At 61.6% G+C, this 20,885-nt stretch carries 21 protein-coding genes and 1 tRNA gene; 16 read left to right on the forward strand and 6 right to left on the reverse strand.

All coding sequences use genetic code 11. From position 1 onward, the window contains the following. Positions 1-19: 19 nt before the first annotated feature. A tRNA-His gene (locus tag Q8O80_RS19500) sits at positions 20-96 on the forward strand. Between the two features lie 17 nt (positions 97-113). Here Q8O80_RS19500 and Q8O80_RS19505 read toward each other — a convergent pair. Together Q8O80_RS19505 and Q8O80_RS19510 are read right to left on the reverse strand one after the other, a co-directional pair. After that, entirely contained in the window at positions 114-1,928 is a 1,815-nt protein-coding gene (locus Q8O80_RS19505) for a pilus assembly protein TadG-related protein (RefSeq protein WP_305582405.1), read from the reverse strand. 60 nt (positions 1,929-1,988) lie between these two features. Further along, positions 1,989-2,612 carry a L,D-transpeptidase gene (locus Q8O80_RS19510; RefSeq protein WP_305582407.1) on the reverse strand — a complete coding sequence of 208 codons (624 nt, stop codon included), beginning with the start codon at positions 2,610-2,612 and terminating at the stop codon, positions 1,989-1,991. A gap of 293 nt (positions 2,613-2,905) precedes the next feature. On the opposite strand from Q8O80_RS19510, the gene Q8O80_RS19515 reads away from it, so the two are divergent. The 7 genes from Q8O80_RS19515 (at position 2,906) to Q8O80_RS19545 (ending at position 9,600) form a co-directional block, all read left to right on the forward strand. After that, positions 2,906-3,553 carry a DNA-3-methyladenine glycosylase I gene (locus Q8O80_RS19515; protein ID WP_305582409.1) on the forward strand — a complete coding sequence of 216 codons (648 nt, stop codon included), beginning with the start codon at positions 2,906-2,908 and terminating at the stop codon, positions 3,551-3,553. 355 nt (positions 3,554-3,908) lie between these two features. After that, the gene (locus tag Q8O80_RS19520) at positions 3,909-4,169 is read left to right on the forward strand and encodes a hypothetical protein (protein WP_305582411.1); all 261 of its coding nucleotides are present in this window, start codon (positions 3,909-3,911) and stop codon (positions 4,167-4,169) included. 106 nt (positions 4,170-4,275) lie between these two features. After that, a complete protein-coding gene (gene hisS, locus Q8O80_RS19525; protein ID WP_305582413.1) occupies positions 4,276-5,772 on the forward strand; it encodes a histidine--tRNA ligase in 1,497 nt (498 codons plus the stop codon). Next, positions 5,769-6,833, forward strand: a complete 1,065-nt coding sequence (locus tag Q8O80_RS19530) for an ATP phosphoribosyltransferase regulatory subunit (protein WP_305582415.1) — start codon at positions 5,769-5,771, stop codon at positions 6,831-6,833. Before hisS ends, Q8O80_RS19530 begins: the two co-directional genes overlap by 4 nt. Further along, on the forward strand, positions 6,830-7,537 hold the full coding sequence (gene hisG / locus Q8O80_RS19535; RefSeq protein ID WP_305582417.1) for an ATP phosphoribosyltransferase: 708 nt from the start codon (positions 6,830-6,832) through the stop codon (positions 7,535-7,537). The genes Q8O80_RS19530 and hisG overlap by 4 nt, the downstream gene beginning before the upstream one ends. An 83-nt stretch (positions 7,538-7,620) precedes the next feature. Next, the gene (locus tag Q8O80_RS19540; protein WP_305582419.1) at positions 7,621-8,844 is read left to right on the forward strand and encodes a glycosyltransferase family 2 protein; all 1,224 of its coding nucleotides are present in this window, start codon (positions 7,621-7,623) and stop codon (positions 8,842-8,844) included. A gap of 6 nt (positions 8,845-8,850) precedes the next feature. Beyond that, entirely contained in the window at positions 8,851-9,600 is a 750-nt protein-coding gene (locus Q8O80_RS19545) for a TSUP family transporter (protein WP_305582421.1), read from the forward strand. Between the two features lie 8 nt (positions 9,601-9,608). Here the strand turns inward: Q8O80_RS19545 and Q8O80_RS19550 are convergent, their stop codons facing one another. The 3 genes from Q8O80_RS19550 to Q8O80_RS19560 all read right to left on the reverse strand — a co-directional run bounded on the left by Q8O80_RS19550 (position 9,609) and on the right by Q8O80_RS19560 (position 12,014). Continuing rightward, positions 9,609-9,845 carry a BrnA antitoxin family protein gene (locus tag Q8O80_RS19550; protein ID WP_305582423.1) on the reverse strand — a complete coding sequence of 79 codons (237 nt, stop codon included), beginning with the start codon at positions 9,843-9,845 and terminating at the stop codon, positions 9,609-9,611. 186 nt (positions 9,846-10,031) lie between these two features. Further along, the gene (gene groL / locus Q8O80_RS19555) at positions 10,032-11,675 is read right to left on the reverse strand and encodes a chaperonin GroEL (protein WP_305582425.1); all 1,644 of its coding nucleotides are present in this window, start codon (positions 11,673-11,675) and stop codon (positions 10,032-10,034) included. A gap of 48 nt (positions 11,676-11,723) precedes the next feature. Further along, the gene (locus Q8O80_RS19560; protein WP_305582427.1) at positions 11,724-12,014 is read right to left on the reverse strand and encodes a co-chaperone GroES; all 291 of its coding nucleotides are present in this window, start codon (positions 12,012-12,014) and stop codon (positions 11,724-11,726) included. A gap of 182 nt (positions 12,015-12,196) precedes the next feature. Here Q8O80_RS19560 and Q8O80_RS19565 point away from each other — a divergent pair, with 182 nt between their 5' ends. From Q8O80_RS19565 to Q8O80_RS19575, 3 genes are all read left to right on the forward strand, one after another. Further along, positions 12,197-12,559, forward strand: coding sequence for a DUF427 domain-containing protein (locus Q8O80_RS19565; protein ID WP_305582429.1), 363 nt, complete (start codon positions 12,197-12,199; stop codon positions 12,557-12,559). Between the two features lie 90 nt (positions 12,560-12,649). After that, positions 12,650-12,841 carry a hypothetical protein gene (locus Q8O80_RS19570; RefSeq protein ID WP_305582431.1) on the forward strand — a complete coding sequence of 64 codons (192 nt, stop codon included), beginning with the start codon at positions 12,650-12,652 and terminating at the stop codon, positions 12,839-12,841. Between the two features lie 69 nt (positions 12,842-12,910). Continuing rightward, complete coding sequence (locus Q8O80_RS19575; protein ID WP_371136244.1) at positions 12,911-13,879, forward strand: DMT family transporter; 969 nt, start codon at positions 12,911-12,913, stop codon at positions 13,877-13,879. 13 nt (positions 13,880-13,892) lie between these two features. Here the strand turns inward: Q8O80_RS19575 and Q8O80_RS19580 are convergent, their stop codons facing one another. Continuing rightward, a complete protein-coding gene (locus tag Q8O80_RS19580; RefSeq protein WP_305582435.1) occupies positions 13,893-15,323 on the reverse strand; it encodes a sigma-54 dependent transcriptional regulator in 1,431 nt (476 codons plus the stop codon). A 173-nt stretch (positions 15,324-15,496) separates the two neighbouring features. Here Q8O80_RS19580 and Q8O80_RS19585 point away from each other — a divergent pair, with 173 nt between their 5' ends. The 5 genes from Q8O80_RS19585 to Q8O80_RS19605 form a co-directional block, all read left to right on the forward strand. Further along, positions 15,497-16,702, forward strand: coding sequence for an ROK family transcriptional regulator (locus Q8O80_RS19585; RefSeq protein ID WP_305582437.1), 1,206 nt, complete (start codon positions 15,497-15,499; stop codon positions 16,700-16,702). 112 nt (positions 16,703-16,814) lie between these two features. After that, on the forward strand, positions 16,815-18,053 hold the full coding sequence (locus tag Q8O80_RS19590) for an EAL domain-containing protein (RefSeq protein WP_305582439.1): 1,239 nt from the start codon (positions 16,815-16,817) through the stop codon (positions 18,051-18,053). 207 nt (positions 18,054-18,260) lie between these two features. Continuing rightward, positions 18,261-19,127: a TIGR01459 family HAD-type hydrolase gene (locus tag Q8O80_RS19595; protein WP_305582441.1), complete on the forward strand. Its 867-nt coding sequence runs from the start codon at positions 18,261-18,263 to the stop codon at positions 19,125-19,127. A 5-nt stretch (positions 19,128-19,132) separates the two neighbouring features. Then, on the forward strand, positions 19,133-20,107 hold the full coding sequence (locus Q8O80_RS19600) for a bifunctional riboflavin kinase/FAD synthetase (protein ID WP_305582443.1): 975 nt from the start codon (positions 19,133-19,135) through the stop codon (positions 20,105-20,107). Between the two features lie 95 nt (positions 20,108-20,202). Next, positions 20,203-20,885: class I tRNA ligase family protein (locus Q8O80_RS19605; protein WP_305582445.1), on the forward strand; the 683-nt coding region annotated here is incomplete at its 3' end.

Genomic DNA, 20,885 nt, shown 5'->3' on the forward strand with positions numbered 1-20,885 from the left:
CCACCCCTTGATAAGCTTTGCCGCCTTAGCTCAGTTGGTTAGAGCGCTAGATTGTGGATCTAGAGGTCCTCCGTTCAATCCGGAGAGGCGGTACCATTCTCCCCCAGTTCCCATCATTGCGACAAGCGCAGCGCTGCTAGCCTGGCAGCGATAGCGCGGAACACACCGTTGAGCTCGCTGGCACTGTCTGGGAAATACGCGAAGTCTGGGCCGGACGAGCAGTTGTTGAGCATGATTTTGGTCTCGGAGCTGGCGCCCAGCCCGATTGTGTAAACATCAATATCGCGATGTTTCTTGGCGAATTCACAAGCCGCCACAGTCCGGTCATCCATCACCGTGGTCAACTTGCTGCCGCTGACTTCGGCCTTGGTGCCAAGCCTCCCGTCATAGCGAAAGCCCCAAGAATAATAGACGCTGCCATTTATGTCGTTCGAGTTGTTGATCGTTGCGGGCTCGTTCTTGCCGTCTGTCATCACGATTAGCACCTTGGATACCTGCCCGGGTGCCTCTGGCTCGGCTTCCGTCAGCGGCTCGCCCGACGTCAACGAATGCATGCCCCAAACGGTGCCCTGCTGAATATTGGTGTTGCCGCTTGCTACCATGCCGTTGATGCGGTCCAGTACCGATTTTGGATCCTCGGTCAGTGGAAGAATTTTGGCACTGGGGCATGTATAGTTTGTTCTGTCAGAGTTCAGAGAGGTGCCATTGTATTTGCACATCCGTTCCTGCAGTTCCCGCTCGCTCAGCAGGCTGTAAACCGTCGTGGTCTTGGTTGTCCATCCACCAACAGTATCGACCGATAGCGCCACAGCGTCGGCCGGGACGCAGGAGGCGCTATACAAGTTTTCGGTCACGCTGCCGACTTGCTTGGTATACGTATAGCTTGACGACCCATAGCAGGACCAATTGCCCCACCAGTTTTTTGAGCAGCTATCCTGCGACTTTACCTGAGTACACGTCTTGACGGCACAGGTGCCTCCTGTATCCGACACGTAGTTGTTGTTGTTGCTGATATTCGGGTTATTATTCGGAATGACCGTGTCGGGCGAAAACAGCGGAATGAACTTGCGCTCGGCAATATCAGGCGGGTCATCGGTCGTATCATAGGGCGAAATGCGCGCTTCGACGCAGCCCTGCCACGCCGTGTTCGTTTCGGCAAACAACGTGCGCCGATCCATTGGCCCCCGAAACGGGGTGCTTGAATCATCGTCATCGTCAAAATTGAGAATTTTGCCATAGGCAGCAAGCTGCGACGCACCGGTCCAGTCCAGCCAGGTTGCATTCTTGTATTCCGTGCCGATATTGACCAGCGCGGTGAACGGCACCACCGCCATCTTGACGTTGGCGTTCTTGGTGGCACCGGTCGGCAGCATGCAGCCAAGGCCATCCTTGTCGTAAAATAGAATGTTGACCGCATTGCACGCCGCGGTCTTGAGATTGGACATCCTGCTGCCACCCATGGATCCCGAATTGTCCAGCACCATGGCGACTTCAACATCCAGCATCCGGCGCGTTGCCTGCGAGGTAATGCGCGCATTCATTTCGTGCACCCCCACCAGCGCCACGAATACCGTTGGCACGGTCATCTCCGCCTCAAGCGTCAGCGTGCCATTGACCACGTCCACCGTAGGCTCCACCAGGCCGGCGACCACCCCGTGCTCGCCGGCGAGCCGGTCCAGCATCAGGTCCTGCGCCCGCTTCTTGATGTCTGCAACGTCGATGGGGTTCTTGAAAATTTCCGGCTGCAGCGCCAGGGCCGCCGCGTCCAACGCGATCTGGCCGCGATTGCGCACCTGCTGCAGCGACACATAATCGACCACCGCGCCACCTAGCGCGACCAGCACGATGGCCATCAATCCGAAAATGGCAGCAAAGGCGCCGCGCTCGTCACGGCCAAAGCGACGGATTAGGCTAGGAAATTGACGCATGACAGTCACCCACGAGCTGGCCGCCCCTATTGAGGCGCGGCGCAGTGTCGCCAGAATTCGTTATGAAAGCACAACCACCTTGCTGTTAAGTTTCACACGATCGTAAAGATCGATGACGTCCGCATTGGTCATTCTGATGCAGCCTGAAGACACATTCTGCCCGATGCTCCACGGTTCCGTGGTGCCGTGAATGCGGTACAGCGTAGAGCCGATATAGAGCGCGCGCGCGCCCAGCGGATTGTTCGGACCCCCCACCATATGCCGCGGCAGATCGGGTCGCCGTTTCAGCATTTCAGCTGGCGGCGTCCAGCCCGGCCACTCCGCCTTGCGAGAAACCCGATGGGTGCCGCGCCACTCAAAACCTGATTTGGCCACGCCGATGCCATAGCGCAGCGCCCGCCCGTCACCGAGCACGAAATACAGGAAATGCGCCCGCGTATCGACCACCAGTGTGCCGCTGCGCTCCTCTGTCGGGTAGCTGACGACCTGACGCAGATACATCGGATCGACCGCCATATTGGCCTGCATGGCCAGGGCATGACGTGGCGTGGTCTGAGTAATGGTAACGCCGGGCGGTGGGGCAAACCGCCACCCCGGCTGCAGGCCCGCGCTCATTGCCGGCATGACCATTGCTCCACTCAGCAACAGCGCCAGTGCGCCCCTGATGGCGATTGTGTTTGCCATTATCCCACTCGCATTTTGGCCGCCGGCCCGTTGCCGGCATTGGGGGCGAACAGTGCGGCCAAATTTTCAATTTGCGGTGAACCGGCATAGTTAAGTCATTGATGGAGCTCATGGTTAGCGCATTCCTAATGCCTTGAGCTTCGGCGAGTTACTCGCTCGCCGCCATGCCGCGCGGGGCGCAACCGTCCGCGCAACAAGGTCCGTGACTGCGCAAAACGTGGCCGTCGCAGTTCCCATCGGCGGTTTTGCGGTTTAATCAGAGCCCTCCACGCGTCGGTGAGGTTTGGCCAGCCATGTCAGTTAGCGACCAGTCCTCCGCATTGCCGCGTTGCCCCTGGGCGGGCGATGACGCGCTCTATCGGCACTACCATGATGCCGAATGGGGCCGCCCCGTGCTCAGCGATACCAGGCTCTTCGAGAAGATCTGTCTTGAGGGGTTCCAGTCGGGCCTGTCCTGGATCACCATCCTGCGCAAGCGTGAGCGCTTCCGCGCGGTGTTTCACGGCTTCGACATTGCCCGCGTCGCCGCCATGGGCGAAGCTGACATTGCCCGCCTCTTGACCGACACCGGTATCATCCGCCATCGCGGCAAGATCGCCGCTACTATCAACAATGCTGCCCGCGCCCTCGAAATTCAGCGCGAATTCGGCTCGCTGGCCGCCTATTTCTGGGGTTTTGAGACGCGTCCCGAACACCGCCCCGATGATTTGAGCTGGGCCGCCCTGCGGCTGCTCGCCCAGACCGATGCGTCGCGCGCGCTGAGCAAGGATTTGCGCAAGCGGGGCTTCAAGTTCGTCGGCCCCACCACTTGCTACGCCTTCATGCAGGCCATGGGTCTGGTCAATGATCACACCGAAGATTGCTTCTGCCGTGGTGCGGTCGAAGCCGAGCGCGCAGCGCTGACCCGCCCAACTCCGCTGCGCCAGCGCCCGCCGCTCTAACCTGTTGCCATCGGGCAACATTCGCTACCAAGTGCGACATTCCACCACACGGCTTCTTGCGGCTCACTTTCGCGTGAGCTAGAAGCAGATCGTCCACAACAGCCAACCCAAGGGAGGCACTACATGACAGGCATGTTTGATCTCCATCTGGGTAAAGCCACCTGGCATTGCACCCGACGCTAATCGTCGGCTTTTGATGCCACCGGTCCAGGCGCGTTTCCTGCTTGTGACCACGGACACTCCCTAACCAGTACTGCATGATGTGTGGAATCCGGGTCGCTCGCGGTCCCAATTCATCCCATCAAACCCACACCACAACAAAAAAGGCCGGTCGCGTGCGCGTCCGGGCATCATCATGTCGCAAAACTCTACTCCAGAGGGCAGCATTGTGCTGCGCCTCGAATTCTCCATCGCCGATGCCGTGCAGCAGCGCGGTCTGCTCTCTGTCATTGGCACTGCCATCGCTGCCTGGTGGAATCGGCCGCGGATCCCCGACAATCTTCCCAATCATCTCCGGGCCGATATCGGCCTGCCGCCGGCGGACGATCCCCTCTTGTGGTATTCGGTGCCATCCGTCTCCGCAGTGCCCAGTCTCGACCGGCGGAGACGGCAATGATCTGCCATGGCGGTCGGGGTCCCCCCGGCGGCCAGCCTGGCCCCGCCGCTGTTGTTTCCGCCGGGCCAATCGTCTAACAACAGCCCGACCGAGCAGGACTGCCAAAATGACCGAAAAAATCAAGCTGATCGCCCCACGCCTGCCGCGTGGCTTTGAAGACCGCACGCCCGGCGAAATCGCCGCCGTTGGCACCATGATCGACAAGATCAAGGCGGTTTATGAGCGCTATGGCTTTGACCCGGTGGAAACCCCGCTGTTCGAGTTCACCGAAACCCTCGGCAAGTTCCTGCCCGATACCGACCGGCCCAATGCCGGCGTATTTTCCCTACAAGATGATGACGAGCAGTGGATGAGCCTGCGCTACGATCTGACCGCGCCACTCGCCCGCTATTTCGCCGAGAATTTCGAATCCCTGCCCAAGCCTTATCGCTCCTATCGCCAGGGCTATGTGTTCCGCAACGAAAAGCCCGGCCCCGGCCGCTTCCGCCAGTTCATGCAGTTTGACGCCGACACCGTCGGCGCCGCCAGCCCCGAGGCTGACGCTGAAATGTGCATGATGATGGCCGATGTCATGGACGCCCTGGGCTTGTCCGGCCAGTACATCGTCCGCGTCAACAATCGCAAGGTGCTCGATGGCGTCCTGGCCACCGCCGGGGTCACCACCGAGGAGCAAAAGCTCACCGTGCTGCGCGCCATCGACAAGCTCGACAAATTCGGTGTCGAGGGCGTCAAGCTGCTGCTCGGTGCCGGCCGCAAGGATGAAAGCGGCGACTTCACCAAAGGCGCCGGGCTTTCCCCGGACCAGATCGCGCCACTGCTGGCCTATGTCGCCAGCGGCGAGGTGGCCGAGGGCATGGAAAAGGGCAGCAACGCCCATGTCGTGGCCACCATCAATGCCCTGGCGGGCTTGATCGGCGGCTCGGAGACCGGTCTCGAAGGCGTCAAGGAACTGGCGACCATTTTCGGCCTGGTCCAGGCCAGCGGTTTCGGTGATCGCGTGGTGCTCGATCCCTCGGTGGTGCGCGGCCTAGAATATTACACTGGCCCGGTTTTCGAGATCGAGCTGACCTTCAAGGTGCAGAACGAAAAGGGCCAGGACGTGGTGTTCGGCTCGGTCGGTGGCGGCGGTCGTTATGATGGGCTGGTCTCGCGCTTCCGCCGTGAACCGGTCCCGGCCACCGGCTTTTCCATCGGCGTGTCGCGGCTGGCCAATGCCCTCAAGCTCACCGGCAATCTGCAGGCCGACGAGCCTGTCGGCCCAGTCGTCGTGCTGGTCATGGACAAGGATCAGACCGCCGGCTACCAGGCCATGGTCGCCGAACTGCGTCGCGCTGGCATCCGTGCCGAAATGTTCCTCGGCAACACCAAGAATTTTGGCAAGCAGGTTGCCTATGCCGACAAGCGCAACGCCCCCGCAGTGATCATCGAGGGCAGCCAGGAGCGCGAACAGGGCATCTTGCAGGTCAAGGATCTGGTGGCCGGCAAGCTGGCCGCCGCCGCCATCACCGATAACGCCGAATGGAAAGCCGCCCGTCCCGGCCAGTTCGAAATCAAACGCGACGACCTGGTTTCAGCGATCCAAAATCTGCTGAGCCAGCCATGAGCGGCGCCGCGCTGCGCCGCGCCAATCTTGAGGCCCTGGTCGAGGCGCAGGGGGCCACCCGCGCCACGCCGCCACTCTTGCTGTCGGCCGATCCCTATTTTGATCTGGCCGGCGAGGAGTTCGGCCGTCGCCTGTTGCTGACCACCGATGCCACCGGCGCCGAGTACTGCCTGCGCCCCGATTTTACCCTCCCCATCGTCAAAGCCTACATTGAGAATGGTGTCGGCAAACCGGCGGCTTTCTCCTATCTCGGACCCATCTTTCGCCAGCGCAACACTGGCGCCGCCCAATTTGATCAGGCCGGCATCGAATTGCTGGCCCAGCCTGATGGCGATGTGGCGCTCGATCAGGTGCTGACCTTCGCCCGCGCCGCTTTGTCCATATATGGCGTTGCCCCGCAATTTCGCCTCGGTGGTGTCGGTCTGTTCGAGGCGCTGCTGGCCCAGGCCGATATGCCCGATGCCTGGCGCCCGCGGATCCGCAACCGCTTTGGCCACACCGAGGCGCTCAACCGCCTGCTCACCCGGCTCGAAGCCGCGCCCGATCTGCCGCGCGAGGCCCAGCCCAGCCGCGATGAACTGGTCGAGGACGTCACCGCCCAGATGGTCGCCGCCGGCCTCAGCCTCTCGGACGGCCGCACGCCCGATGAAATTGCCGACCGCTATCTCGAACAGCAGGCGCTCGACGCCGCTCTTGTTCCGCCCGCCACGCTCAAACTGCTGCGCGACTATCTGGCGATTTCCGGGCCTGTATTGCAGGCCCTCACTCAGATCGAGGCCCTCGCCGCCGGCCATAAGCTGATGCTCGGCGCGCCCATTCGCGCCCTGCGCCGCCATCTCAATGGACTGGGCGAAGCCAAAGTCAGCTTTGATGCCGGCTTCTCGCCCCGCCTCGATTATTACACCGGCATCGTCTTTGAGCTGACCGGTCAGAGTGGCGCCATCCTCGCCTCTGGCGGCCAGTATGATCGCCTGCTCGAACGCCTGGGCGCCACCGCCCCCATCGCCGCATCCGGCTGCTCGGTCTGGGTTGATCGTCTCGAAGCGGAGGTTGCGCCATGAGTGGCATTACCCTGGCCGTGCCCTCCAAGGGGCGCCTTGAAGAACTAACCCGCGACTGGTTTGCGTCCAAGGGCCTGACCATTACCCGCCCCGGTGGCGCGCGCTCCTATCTTGGCGCCATTGATGGCATGCCCGAGGTCACGGTGCGCTTTTTCCCGGCCTCCGAGATTGCCCGCGAACTGATCCGGGGCAGCATCGATATCGGCGTCACCGGCCTCGACCTGATTCACGAAACCAGCGAAACCGGTCCCGCCAGCGTCTCGATCGCCAGCCGGCTCGGTTTTGGCCAGGCCGACTGCGTCGTTGCCGTGCCCGAAGCCTGGATCGATGTCACCCACATGCACGACCTGGCCGATGTCGCGTCCGATTTCCGCGCCCGGCATGGTCGCTGGCTGCGCATCGCCACCAAATACATCACCATCACCCGCCAGCATTTTGCCAGGGCCGGCATTGCCGAATACCGCACCGTGGAGAGCCTGGGCGCCACCGAGGCCGCGCCGGCGTCCGGTGTGGCCGATATCGTGGTCGATATCACCACCACCGGCTCGACCCTGGCAGCCAACGGCCTGCGCGTGCTCGAAGATGGTGTGATGCTCAAAAGCGAAGCCTGCCTGATCGTCTCGCGTACAGCTGGCTGGTCGCCGGAGCGTCGCGCGATCCGCGACCAGATGCTGGCCCGCCTCGGCGTCACCGCCGAAGTCTGACGGACCCATTCGTGCCCAATGGGAGATTGCCATGGCAAGCCGATTCACGGCACACCTGACTTGCAGCGGACCGGGGGGATGATTTGGCTGATCAACTTGAACTGACCATCCTGATGCCATGCCTCAATGAGGCCGAGACCCTGGCAACCTGCATCGCCAAGGCTCGCAGCTTCCTGGCGTCCAGTGGTATCGCTGGCGAAGTGCTCATCGCCGACAATGGCTCCACCGACGGCTCGCGCGAAATCGCCGAAGCGGCCGGTGCCATCGTTGTGGCGATCGAGCAGCGCGGCTATGGGGCTGCACTGGCGGGCGGCATCGAGGCGGCGCGCGGGCGTTACGTGATTATGGGCGATGCTGACGACAGCTATGATTTCTCCCGGCTCGACGCCTTTGTCGCCCAATTGCGCGCCGGGGCCGATCTGGTGATGGGCAACCGGTTCGCCGGCGGCATTGCCCCAGGCGCCATGCCCTGGCTGCACAGATTTGTGGGCAACCCGGTGCTCAGCTCACTGGGGCGTCTGTTCTTCCGCACACCGATTGGCGATTTCCACTGCGGTCTGCGCGGCTTCTCGCGCGACGCCATTCTGCGCTTGAACCTGCGCACCACCGGCATGGAGTTCGCCTCGGAAATGGTGGTCAAGGCCACGCTGTCCCAGTTAGACGTGCGTGAAGTGCCCACCAAACTGGCCAAGGATGGCCGCTCGCGCCCGCCCCACTTGCGCTCGTTTCGCGATGGCTGGCGGCATCTGCGTTTTCTGTTGCTGTTTTCGCCGCGCTGGCTGTTTTTGTATCCCGGCATTGCCCTGTTGTGGGTTGGCCTGGTCGTTGGTGCAATCCTGCTGCCCGGCCCGGTGCGGCTGGGCGGTGTCAGTTTTGACGTCCACACCTTTCTGGTGGCGGCGCTTTGCGTAATTGTGGGGCTGCAGTCGATCTCCTTTGCGGTCATCGGTCGTCGTTTTGCCTCCCGCTACGGCTTCATTCCGCGCTCCGATACCTATGACCGGCTGCTTGAGGCGCTGACCCTGGAGCGCATCCTGCTGGTTGCCATTCTGCTCATGCTGACGGGCTTTGCGGCGCTGGTCTGGGGAGTTGGCGAATGGGCGGCCCGCGATTTTGGCGCTCTCAACGCCAGCAGGACCATGCGCCCGGTCATCCTCGCCATGACAGCGCTGGTCTCGGGGTTCCAAATGATGATGAGCGGCTTCATGTCCTCCATGATCAATATCCCGATCTATGAACGCCGCCTCGCCGAAGTCGCTACCCCCAGTGCTTCCCAGCAACGCCATCGCGAGATGGATCGGACCTGATCTTTTATGCTTGATCCCATGATCCTGCTGGCCCTGGCCGGTGTCGGCCTGCTGGCCGGATTTGTTGATGCCATTGCCGGGGGTGGCGGCATGATCGCGCTGCCCGCGCTGCTGTCAGTGGGTCTGCCGCCGGTGGCCGCGCTCGCCACCAACAAGCTGCAATCAGTGTTCGGCACCGGCATGGCCGCCTATACCTACTGGCGCCGCGGTTTCATCAATCTGCCCGCGCTGGTGCCGGCCATTGCGCTGACCTATGCCGGCAGCTTCTGTGGCGCGCTGATCGTCAAGCAGATCGATACCAGCCTGCTCAATGTCGCCGTACCAATCGCGCTGATCGCCATTGCGCTCTATTTTCTGTTCGCGCCCAACCTGTCCGATGCCGACAAGGCAGCCCGCTTGCCATTCCACCGTTTCGTGCCGCTGCTGGGCTTTGCCGTCGGCTTCTACGACGGTGTTTTTGGCCCCGGCACTGGCTCGTTCTTCACCATTGGCTTTGTCATGCTGTTCGGGCTGGGTCTCACCCGCGCCGCCGGCAATACCAAGATCCTCAATGTCACCTCCAACCTCGCGGCATTGACCATCTTCATCACCGCTGGCGACGTGGTCTGGCCGGCCGCGCTGGCCATGGCCGTCGGGCAATTGCTGGGCGGCTATATCGGCGCCCACACCGGCATTCGCTATGGCGCCCGGCTGATCCGGCCGCTGGTGGTGGTGGTTTCCATCGCGCTGGCGCTGCGCCTGTTGTTTTTCCGCTAGGGCAGGGGTCAGCCCTCGCTTAGGCCCGCCGCTGCGCGCAGTGCAGCATTGATGCGGTCCTGCCAGCCCGGACCGTCGTCCTGAAAATGCTCCAGCACCGCGCGATCGAGCCGTAGGGTCACCATTTCCTTGCCCTCGGGCACGCTCTTGGCTTTGGCCGGCGCCTCCACCGGTTTGCTGGTGGCGGCCTTGAAGGCAGCTTCTGCCTGGTCCATGGCACTGCCTGTGCGTCTTGGTGGTCGCATCGAATCGTCCCTCCGGTTCGCGCCATGTTATCCCCGCAACCGCGCGCGGATACAATAAGCGGCAGCTTGGTGCCTTGAGTACTCGGAGGCGGTACCAAAAAAGAAAGGCACGGTGTTTCCACCGTGCCTTTCCTGAGAAGTCCGTGACTGGGAAGTAACGAACTTCTAAGTCTTGGTGAGGCTGGACTAGAAGTCCATGCCGCCCATGCCGCCCATGCCGCCGCCGCCGCCGGGCATTGCCGGTGCTGCGTCCTTGGGAGCCTCGACGATGAGGGCTTCGGTGGTGATCAGCAGCGAAGCAACCGAAGCGGCATCCTGCAGCGCGTGCCGCACGACCTTGACCGGATCGATGACACCCATGGTGATCATGTCACCATATTCACCCGTTGCGGCATTGTAGCCGAAGCTGACCGAGGAGTTTTCGAGGATCTTGCCGACTACGACGGAGCCTTCGGCACCGGCATTGTTGGCGATCGTGCGAACAGGTTCCTGCAGCGCGCGCTTGACGATGGCAATGCCCGCGTCCTGATCGGCATTGGCGCCCTTGACCTTCATGGCGCTCGAAGCCCGCAGCAGCGCAACGCCACCACCGGCAACAATGCCTTCTTCAACAGCAGCGCGGGTAGCGTTCAGCGCGTCGTCGACGCGGTCCTTGCGCTCCTTGACTTCGACTTCCGTCGAGCCGCCAACCTTGATCACGGCAACGCCACCGGCCAGCTTGGCCAGACGATCCTGAAGCTTTTCCTTGTCGTAGTCCGAAGTGGTCTCTTCGATCTGCGCCTTGATCTGGCCAACACGGCCCTGGATGTCTTCCTTGGTGCCAGCGCCATCAACGATAGTGGTGGTTTCCTTGGTGATTTCAACGCGCTTGGCAGTGCCCAGCATGTCGATGGTCACGTTCTCGAGCTTGATGCCGAGATCTTCGGAGATCACCTGGCCGCCGGTCAGGATGGCTATGTCTTCGAGCATTGCCTTGCGGCGATCGCCGAAGCCAGGCGCCTTGACAGCAGCAACCTTGAGGCCGCCACGCAGGCGGTTGACGACCAGGGTCGCCAGTGCTTCGCCATCAATGTCTTCAGCAATGATCAGCAGTGGACGCTGGCTCTGCACAACCGATTCCAGGATCGGCAGCATGGCCTGCAGATTGCTGAGCTTCTTCTCGTGCAGCAGAATGACGGGATCTTCGAGAACCGCCGTCATCTTCTCGGCATTGGTCACGAAGTAGGGCGACAGGTAGCCGCGGTCGAACTGCATGCCTTCGACGACTTCAAGTTCGGTCTCGGCGGTCTTGGCTTCTTCGACGGTGATGACACCCTCATTGCCGACCTTCTGCATGGCTTCAGCAATCATCTCGCCGATAGCGGTTTCGCCATTGGCCGAAATGGTGCCGACCTGGGCAACTTCGCTCGACGACTTGATCTTTGACGAAGCGGTCTTCAGCGAAGCCACAACTTCTTCGACAGCCATGTCGATGCCGCGCTTGAGGTCCATCGGGTTGAAGCCGGCGGCAACTGCCTTGACGCCTTCAACAACGATAGCCTGACCGAGCACGGTCGCGGTGGTGGTGCCGTCACCGGCAACGTCATTGGTCTTGGAAGCAACCGAACGCAGCAACTGTGCGCCCAGGTTTTCGAAGCGGTCTTCCAGTTCGATTTCCTTGGCGACGGTTACGCCGTCCTTGGTGATGCGCGGTGCGCCGAACGACTTTTCGATAACGACGTTACGACCCTTGGGGCCGAGCGTTACCTTGACCGCATTGGCCAGGATGTTGACGCCGCGCAGCATTTTGTCGCGTGCGTCGGTGGAGAACTTTACTTCTTTGGCAGCCATGTGAGGCGCTCCTTGGAATGGGTTGAGAAGGAATGGGCGTGAAGCGGTTTAAGCTTCGATGATGCCCATGATGTCGCTTTCCTTCATGATCAACAGCTCTTCGTCGTTGACCTTGACTTCGGTGCCGCTCCACTTGCCGAACAGCACGCGGTCGCCTGCCTTGACGTCCAGCGCCGTGATTTTACCGCTGTCATCGCGAGCGCCTGGGCCCACGGCAACGATTACGCCCTCGGAGGGCTTTTCCTTGGCGGTGTCGGGGATGATGATCCCGCCTTTGGTCTTTTCTTCGCCATCGAGGCGGCGGACGACCACGCGGTCGTGCAGAGGACGGAAGCCCATGATTTGCTCCTATAGCAGCATTTTGAATGCAATATCTCGACTGTTAGCACTCACAGATGGAGAGTGCTAACAGGTGTCGGGGATATAGGATTGCGGCTGCGGAGAGTCAAGCGCGTGTGAACCTTGCAGCCCGTCAAACGTTGCTTGTATTCAACCGGCAATAATCTGAATGGCAGGTAATTATGACGCGTCAATGTCTCGACAAGGATATCAAGATCACCCCGGTCCAGGGCCGCGTGCACGTTTTCTTCGACCAGGCCGAGATCGGCAGCTCCATCAACGCCCTGCAGCTCGACGAGCCCGGCGCGCCCCTGCGCATTTATTTTCCGCGCAGCGACATCCAGCCCGGTATTCTCGAAGAAACCGAGACCCGGACCCAGTGTCCCTACAAGGGTGAAGCATGGTACTGCACCATCAAGACCTTGACGGCCACCGGTGTTGACCAAGTCTGGTACTATCCCGATCCGTGTCCCTTGGTGGAGCCCATCCGCGACATGCTCGCCTTTTGGGGCGATGGGATCGAGATACGCCACTCCGTAGTTTGATCACCGCAATGTAGCGACGACGCATGGCGGGACCGTAACTTTTTCTTCCAGCCCCTTCCAAGCCCGGCAAAGCTAAGCCATAAGGCTGTCATGACCCAGAACAACACTCTTCAGATCAAGCTGAGCCTCAAGGGCGGCAGCGGCCCCAATGCCAACTGGCACTGGGAAATTCACGACGCCACCGGCAAGGTGGTCAAGACTGGCAGCGCTGTCGGACCAGAGCACAAGGCTTTCACGACCGCGCGCATTGCCAAGGAAAAACTGGAAGCGGCCAAGAGCTGATTTCCTGCCCGGCGCGCCATAACCTGCTGCGCCGGGCATAATTTACGCCTTGTTTCCAGCCACGAGCCAATGGTGCCCCCTCCAGCGCCCGCCACCAAAGCCAATCCTGAGCGCGATGCGGCAGATCCGTTTCGCGGCATCCTGCTCAAGGTGCTCTCGGTGGTCAGCTTTGTGGTCATGGCGACGCTGCTCAAGGCAACGCAGACCATTCCCGCCGGCGAGCTGGTCTTTTTCCGCTGTGTTTTTGCCATTGTGCCCGTCCTGGCCTATCTGGTTTGGAAGCGGCAATTGCACACTGCACTGCGCACCAGCAATCCCATGGGCCACGTCGTGCGCTCCTTTATCGGGGTCACCTCCATGGGTCTGGGCTTTTTTGCGCTGACTCGCCTGCCGCTGCCTGAAACCACCGCCATCGGCTACGCTTCGCCGCTCCTTATCGTGGTGTTCAGCGCTCTGCTGCTCAAGGAACGCGTGCAACTGTTTCGCTGGTCGGCCGTGCTGATCGGTCTGGTGGGAGTGGTGATCATTCTCTGGCCGCGCCTGACATTGTTCTCTGGTGGTGCGCCTTTGGGCAACGAGGAAACCGTCGGTGCGGTGGCGGCTCTGGGAGCCGCAGTCATGTCGGCCTTTGCCATGATGCAGGTGCGCCGCCTGGTACAGACCGAGCGCACCGAAACCATCGTCATCTACTTCTTTATCTGTGCCAGCCTGATCTCGCTGCTGACCATGCCGTTCGGTTGGCTGATGCCAACGCCGGAACAGAGCGTGCTGCTGGTCGGTGCAGGGTTCGCCGGCGGGGTCGGCCAGCTCCTGCTCACATCGTGTTACCGCTACGCCGATATGTCGGTGATTGCGCCTTTCGAATATGTCTCGCTGATTCTGACCATTATCATCGGCCTGCTGGTGTTTGCCGACGTGCCAACGCTGAGCATGATTGCTGGCGCACTGATTATTGTCGCCTCGGGCATCGCTGTGATCATGCGTGAGCACTATCTGGGGCTTGATCGGGCCAGGGCCCGCGCTGCCGCCACGCCCTGATCGCTCCTGGAATCTAGCTGGCTGAGGCCAGTTCCGCCCAGCCCTGCCGTTTGCGGTAGATCGTGGACGGGCTGATTTCGAGTGCCGCTGCAGCCAAAGAGACATTGCCGCCAAAACTGGCGATCGCGTCTTCAATGATGCGCTGTTCCTGCTGCCACATCGGCAGAATGGCGGGCCGTCTTTCCTCGTGTGGCGCTGCTTCGGGCACCCGGGACATGCCACTTGTCTCGATATCGGCCGCGCTGAGCATCTCCGCTGTGATCTCCCCGCCATCAAACATCACGACCAGACGGCGCACCAGGTTTTGCAGCTGGCGCACATTGCCCGGCCATTCGGCGGCCGACAGCATATTGCCAACCTCAAACGAATAGCCGGTAAAGCGCTTGTGTTCCTCGGCGGCATAGCGGGCCAGGAAATGGCGCGCCAGCACAATGATATCGGTGGGTCGCTGGCGCAGCGGTGGCAGATGGATGGGCAGCACATGCAGCCGGTAGAACAGATCCTCGCGGAATTTCTTTTCCGCGATCAACTGCATCGGATTGCGATTGGTGGCGCAGATCACCCGTACATCGACCCGCCGCACCGCCCCTTCACCGACGCGGCTCAGCATGCCGGTCTGCAGGAATCGCAGCAATTTCGCCTGCAGGGACAAGTCCATTTCCCCGATCTCATCGAGAAACAGCGTGCCGCCATCAGCCAGTTCAGCAGCGCCCTTGCGATCTTCATGCGCGCCGGTGAAGGCGCCACGGGCCACCCCGAACAATTCGCTTTCCATCAGATCGCGTGGAATGGCGGCGCAATTGATCGCGACCAGCCGCTTGCCGGCGCGATGGCCCATCTCGTGCAGCGCTTCGGCGCAAACATCCTTGCCCGTGCCGCTTTCCCCGGTGATGAACACCGGCGCGGACGACGTCGAGATGCGCCCGATCTGCTCATAGACAAACTGCATGGCGCTTGAGGCGCCGATAAACCCGCCGAAATTGCTCGTACCCGCTTTGCCGCGGGCTTCAATGCCCAGCGAATGACACTTGCCGTGCCGCTGCGCCAGTTCGCCGATACGGGCAGCCATGCTGGGTCCGTTGATGGGCTTGGCCACATAATCATGCGCGCCGGCCCGCATGGCGCCCACTGCCGCCGATACCGAAACGCCATCCGACAGTGCTACCAGCAGCGCGCCCTGGGCCAGCCGGACCAGCCGCAATACCGCGTCATCGCTGTGGCGTGCCAGATCGTCCAGACTCGATAGATCGGCCAGGACGATGTCAAAGCTGGTTTCGCGCAGCAGCGCTGCTGCCGGCTCGCCCCCCGCAACCACCGTGATGCTGGTGTTTGGTTCGAGGCATTGCGCCAGCGTCTCGGCCACCAAATGGGCCTGCGCCTGGTCGCGCTCGATCAGCATCAGCCGGCCGCTGGCATTGCTGTCGCTTCGATTCTGCATCGCCATGCGGCCCGGTCCTCGCGGTTGGATCTATTTGAGTTCCGGTGGTGCGGCGCCCGCAGCTTTTCCGGTGTTGATCCAATTGTTTCCTAACAGGGTAAATTATCCGTTCCAGAATTCAGCCAATGATTATTGTATTGGGCTTGATCGGAGTAGTTGCAGTCGATTAAGTCACGCCCATGCAAAAGGATTCTGACCCGCCCGATTTCAATCCAATGTCTCGCGGCGTCGCCCAGTCTGGTGTGCGCATTACCAATGAGCGCGCGGTATTGACCTTGCTCGAGCAAAATCCCGGCGCGTCCAATGCTGATCTTGCACGCCTGTCCGGTCTTGGCCCGCAAACCACATCGCGAATCATCGCCGAGCTGGAGTCACGCGGCCTGGTTATTCGCGGCGATGTGCTGCGCGGCCGCCGTGGCCAGCCCGCCACGCCGCTTTTCGTCAACCCCCAGGGTGCCGTGGCAATCGGCATCGAGATCGGCTGGCGACATTTTGAAGTGCTGGTGGTGGAACTGTCGGGCAAGACACTGGCCAGCGTCCGCCGCAGTTACCCCTGGCCTGACGCCCGCACCATATTTTCCGAGATCGCTGCCGAAGTGGCCACCATCCGCTCCGGCTTGACTGAATTGCAGCAATCACGCCTGGCTGGTATCGGCGTCGCCAGCCCCTCTCATATCGGGCGCAATATCGACCTGCTGGATGCACCCCAAGAGCAGGCCGCCTTGTGGCACGACCTCAATCTGGTCGAGCGCCTGGCGCAGGAAACCGACGTCTCCGTGCAGTGGTTCAATGATGGCAATGCGGCCTGCTGGTCTGAATTGGTAGCGCGTTCCACCCAGCGCCCCCAGGCGTTCGCCTATTTTCAGGTGGGGGCATTCGTCGGTGGCGGTTTGGTTGCCAATGGGGAACTGTGGGAGGGCAATGGTCATGCGGCCAATCTGGGCTCGATCTTGGTTTGTGACGAGGAGGGTAATCCCACCTATGTTCATCTGCTCGCCTCGATCGTGGCGCTGCAGCGTTTGCTGACCAGCGCCGGTCGGGAGGTGCCCAATGGCAGCCCGTTCAACTGGGATTGGGAGGCGCTGGAGCCGGTCGCCACCCAGTGGCTGGATACCGCCGGCAGGGCGCTGGCCGCCGCCATTGTCAACGCTGGTGCGGTGATCGAGCTGGATAATGCCACTATTGACGGGGCGATGCCGCGGGCGATTGTGGCGCGCCTGATCGACCGCGTCGAATACTATTTGGCGAACCTGCCGACCCTCACCACCGACCACCCCACCATTCAGATGGGGCAAATGGGCGCCTCGGCGGCTTCCACCGGCGCGGCGCAATTGGTGTTGTTCCAGCGCTACTTCTCGCGCGCCTGGAAGCTGTTTTCCACCTGAGCGGGCGCAATTAGCCTTGGGAAGAGCGGGCACGCGGCTTTTGCCGCCCTCGGCGCGATGCTAAGAGGGGAAGCCGAATCCCGGCAGATTTACAGGGTTCATAGGTCCGCGCGTGCAGGCACTGGTCTATACGTTCATCGCCCTTTCCGCAGCTGGCGTCGGTGCCGCTGCCTATTTTGGGCTGACGTTCACGCCTGCGGAAGCAATCCTTGCCGCCGTGGTCTTCGGCTGCGTCTGTGTTGTGCTGATGGAACGCAAGCTGCGTCAGCGCGCCGAAAACCGCCTCGAACGAGCGATAGAGGATCTCTCCCGCCTGCTCGCTACCGATGCCCAGGCCGGTGCCGTGCTCGGTCAACGCATCAATGCCATGGCCGATATTGATGCCGAGCAGCGACTTGAAGGCGTGGAGGCCGATATTTCCGTGCTGGGTACGGTAATCCGCCAGGTGGCCGAGGCCGTCTCCGAAATCGAGGAACGTGTCACCAAACCGCAGCTCGACGGGCGCGATCGAATGCTTGCCGCTGCTGCAGCTCCCCCCGCACCGGCGCGTGAACCCGATCCTGTCATTCCAGTTGAGATGGTGCGCCAGGCATTGGCCGAAGGCCGCTTGATCTTTCATGTCCAGCCCGTGGTAACACTGCCGCAGCGCCGGCCGCAGGGCTATGATCTGGTGCCGCGCCTCAAGCTTGAGAGTGGCGATATTGCCGATAGCGCCGACTTCATGCCGCGCGCGGGTGGCCCTGATGTGCTGCGTCATATCGAGGGACTCGCGCTGGCGGAAGCCATCACCATTGGCCGCCGCGCCCGCTCCAGCGGCCAACCCATCCGGCTCTACATTCCGCTTTCGCGCGCCACGCTTGGCGATTCTGCAGCGTCCGAGCAATTGCTGGCCTCACTTGAAGCCAACCGGGCTATCGCCGAGGGGCTGATCTTTGCCATCAGCGGGACCGATTGGCAGGCCATGGCTAGCGGTGAACGGGCCATCGCCGACGCTGTCGCCCGCAAGGGTGCTGGATTCTCCCTGGTCAACGTGACATCGCTTCGCATTGATGTTGCCGAACTGGCCGACCACAATGTCCGTTCCCTGCGCATTGATGCGGCCCGTTTTATCGAATCCCCCGAGAGCTTTACGGATTTCCACGCCTCTGACATTGCCGACTATGTGGCGCGTTTCGAGGTCGTCCTGCTCGCCACCGGCATTACCAATGAACGCCAGATCATCGAACTGCTCGATGACGGCATTGCGCTGGCTCAGGGGCCCTACATCGCCGCGCCTGGACCCGTCCGCCCCGATCTTGTGGTCGATGTTGGCCGACCCGCGCGCCCACAACTGCGCCGCGCTGAACTTTAGCCGATACTGACTGGCACGTGGCGCCTGCGCGCCTCTGAAATCGTCCGCTCCCGCCAAACCCACGTTGCGAGCCACGCCAGCCAGACGAAGCGCCGTTTCGGTTTTCCAGCATGGTTGTGATACCCACTCATTTGTGGTTTTCCCTTGATCCCGAAGGGCAAGCTGCCACATAGAAACCCTCAACTCTGCCCGCATCGGACCTTCGCGATGACCAGCCCGCTACCCTTGATCTCCGGCCTTGCCGATCTCACCGGCCGCTATGATGCCGTGCTGAGCGATGTATGGGGGGTCGTGCATAATGGCGTGGCGGCCTTCCCCAGCGCTGTCGACGCGCTGGTGCAGTTCCGCAAGGCAGGCGGCAAGGTGATCTTCATCACCAACGCCCCGCGCCCTTCTGGCCCGTTGATCGCCATGCTCGATCGGCTCGGCGTGGGGCGCGAAAGCTATGACGCCATCGTGTCGTCAGGTGATGCCACCCGCGTCATGATCGGCAAATACTCTGGCCGCGCCATCCACCATGTCGGCCCACCCACCGAGGATGATGCCCTCTATGAGGGGCTCAATGTGCGCCGCGCCGGCCCGGAAGAAGCCGAAGTCGTGGTCGTTACCGATCTCGATACCGATGATGACACCCCCGAAATGTATCGTGAGCGCGCCCGGCTCTGGCTGGCCCGCAAATTGCCCATGATCTGTGCCAACCCCGACCGTGTCGTCGAACACGGCGACAAGATCATCTATTGCGGCGGCGCCCTGGGTGATCTCTACGCGGCCATGGGGGGCATGGTGCTGATGGCAGGCAAACCCTATCGGCCCATCTATGAGGAAGCCTTCCGGCTCGCCGAAGTGGCGGCCGGCAAGCCGCTGGATCGATCGCGCGTCCTGGCGATCGGCGATAGCGTCCGCACCGATGCGACCGGTGCTGCGCAGTTCGGGCTCGATTTACTGTTTGTCACCGGCTCGATTCACGCCGCCGAACTTGATGCCTTCGGCAAGCCCGATCCGCAGGCCATCGCTGATCTGGTGGCGCCGAGCGGGGCACGCCTGGCCGGCTTCCTGCCGCGCTTGACCTGGTAGCGTCGATGAGTGGGTTCGTCCGGCTATCCAGCCTTGATGCCGTGCCGGCAAAGTTGCGTGGCGCCTATGTGGCCATCGGCAATTTTGACGGCTTTCATCGTGGTCACCAGATGGTGCTGTCCACGCTCAAGGCCAGGGCTAAGGCCGCCGGCGTCCCGGCCATGGTGCTGACATTCGAGCCGCATCCGCGCGACGTCTTCGCGCCGTCTCCTTTCATGTTCCGGCTGACCGAAGGCGATGCCAAGGCCCGGCTTGCCGAAGCCTTTGGGCTCGACGCCATCACCATCCTCAATTTTGACTGGGACTTTTCCCAGATCGAAGCGGAAGACTTCGTCTCGCGCTTCCTCGTTGGGGCCTTGGGTGTCACCGGCGTTATTGTCGGTGCTGATTTTCATTTTGGCCGCCAGCGCCGTGGCACGCCCGACTTTCTAAAGGCTGCCGGCAATGCCAATGGCTTCGTGGTCAAGACCCTCGATCTCATGGATGAGGGCGACGAGGTCATCTCTTCCTCACGCATCCGTGCTGCCCTGTCCGAAGGCGCCATCAGTGCCGCCAATCGGCTGCTCGGCTACCACTGGTTTTTCGATGGTTGTGTCGTCAAGGGCGACCAGCGGGGCAGGGAGCTTGGCTATCCCACCGCCAATACCATGACCCATGCCAGCTTCCAGCTGGCCCAGGGCGTCTATGCCGTCCGCGCCAAGGTCGGCGGGCGCGTGTTTGATGGCGTCTCCGGCTTCGGTAAGCCGATGTTCAACAATCAGCGCCCGCCCTTTGAGACCCATCTGTTTGATTTCGATGAGGACATTTACGGGCAAACCATTTCGGTCGCCCTGATCGGCCATATTCGTGGCCAGGAAGTGTTTTCCGGTCTCGATGAACTGATCGCCGCCATGGACCGCGACAGCGCCAAGGCGCGACAGCTGATTAGCACCGCGCGTCCAATCGGCGCGCTCGACAGTAAACTAGGCTTCATCGGCTGATCGTTACCACCTCAGCCGTCCCAAATCAGCCTTTGCCCCTTGGCCCCTGCCTTGCTAAAAGGCAGCCAAAATCTCCAGCATGATTGCCGTTTCCCATGACCGATACCGTCACAGGCGCCGCCGAAACCGATTATTCGGCTACCCTTTTCCTGCCCGAGACCAATTTCCCGATGCGCGCGGGCCTACCCCAGCGCGAGCCCGAATGGCTCAAGCGTTGGGAAGCAATGGACATTTATGCGCTGCAACGCAAACAGGCCAAGGATCGGCCGCTCTTTACCATTCACGATGGCCCTCCCTACGCCAACGGCAACATCCATATCGGCCACGCGCTCAACAAGACCCTCAAGGATCTGGTGAGCCGCTCCATGCAGATGCTCGGCTTCAACTCCGCCTATGTGCCGGGCTGGGATTGTCATGGCCTGCCGATCGAGTGGAAAATCGAGGAACAGTACCGCGCCAAGGGCAAGGACAAGAACGATGTTCCCGTCGTCGAATTCCGCCAGGAATGCCGCACCTTTGCCGAGCAATGGGTCGATGTGCAGCGCGAGGAATTCAAGCGCCTCGGCATCCTCGGCGAGTGGGACAATCCCTATCTCACCATGAGCTTCGACGCCGAAGCCCAGATCGCCCGCGAGCTGATGCAGGTCTCGATGAGCGGCCAGCTCTATCGCGGCTCCAAGCCCGTCATGTGGTCGGTGGTGGAACGCACCGCGCTGGCCGAAGCCGAAATCGAATATGCCGACTACGAGAGCGATACGATCTGGGTGAAGTTCCCGGT

It is taken from the genome of Devosia sp. (assembly GCF_030689745.1).
Lineage (GTDB): Bacteria > Pseudomonadota > Alphaproteobacteria > Rhizobiales > Devosiaceae > Devosia > Devosia alba.

Coding starts and splice junctions, on each gene's coding strand:
- Q8O80_RS19565 (WP_305582429.1), top strand. CDS start 12,197: ATGACGCGTCAATGTCTCGACAAGGATATCAAGATCACCCCGGTCCAG.
- Q8O80_RS19550 (WP_305582423.1), bottom strand. CDS start 9,845: ATGCGACCACCAAGACGCACAGGCAGTGCCATGGACCAGGCAGAAGCT.
- Q8O80_RS19520 (WP_305582411.1), top strand. CDS start 3,909: ATGTCGCAAAACTCTACTCCAGAGGGCAGCATTGTGCTGCGCCTCGAA.
- hisG (WP_305582417.1), top strand. CDS start 6,830: ATGAGTGGCATTACCCTGGCCGTGCCCTCCAAGGGGCGCCTTGAAGAA.
- Q8O80_RS19595 (WP_305582441.1), top strand. CDS start 18,261: ATGACCAGCCCGCTACCCTTGATCTCCGGCCTTGCCGATCTCACCGGC.
- hisS (WP_305582413.1), top strand. CDS start 4,276: ATGACCGAAAAAATCAAGCTGATCGCCCCACGCCTGCCGCGTGGCTTT.
- Q8O80_RS19585 (WP_305582437.1), top strand. CDS start 15,497: ATGCAAAAGGATTCTGACCCGCCCGATTTCAATCCAATGTCTCGCGGC.
- Q8O80_RS19545 (WP_305582421.1), top strand. CDS start 8,851: ATGCTTGATCCCATGATCCTGCTGGCCCTGGCCGGTGTCGGCCTGCTG.
- Q8O80_RS19530 (WP_305582415.1), top strand. CDS start 5,769: ATGAGCGGCGCCGCGCTGCGCCGCGCCAATCTTGAGGCCCTGGTCGAG.
- Q8O80_RS19510 (WP_305582407.1), bottom strand. CDS start 2,612: ATGGCAAACACAATCGCCATCAGGGGCGCACTGGCGCTGTTGCTGAGT.
- Q8O80_RS19575 (WP_371136244.1), top strand. CDS start 12,911: ATGGTGCCCCCTCCAGCGCCCGCCACCAAAGCCAATCCTGAGCGCGAT.
- Q8O80_RS19505 (WP_305582405.1), bottom strand. CDS start 1,928: ATGCGTCAATTTCCTAGCCTAATCCGTCGCTTTGGCCGTGACGAGCGC.
- groL (WP_305582425.1), bottom strand. CDS start 11,675: ATGGCTGCCAAAGAAGTAAAGTTCTCCACCGACGCACGCGACAAAATG.
- Q8O80_RS19600 (WP_305582443.1), top strand. CDS start 19,133: ATGAGTGGGTTCGTCCGGCTATCCAGCCTTGATGCCGTGCCGGCAAAG.
- Q8O80_RS19580 (WP_305582435.1), bottom strand. CDS start 15,323: ATGGCGATGCAGAATCGAAGCGACAGCAATGCCAGCGGCCGGCTGATG.
- Q8O80_RS19560 (WP_305582427.1), bottom strand. CDS start 12,014: ATGGGCTTCCGTCCTCTGCACGACCGCGTGGTCGTCCGCCGCCTCGAT.
- Q8O80_RS19570 (WP_305582431.1), top strand. CDS start 12,650: ATGACCCAGAACAACACTCTTCAGATCAAGCTGAGCCTCAAGGGCGGC.
- Q8O80_RS19515 (WP_305582409.1), top strand. CDS start 2,906: ATGTCAGTTAGCGACCAGTCCTCCGCATTGCCGCGTTGCCCCTGGGCG.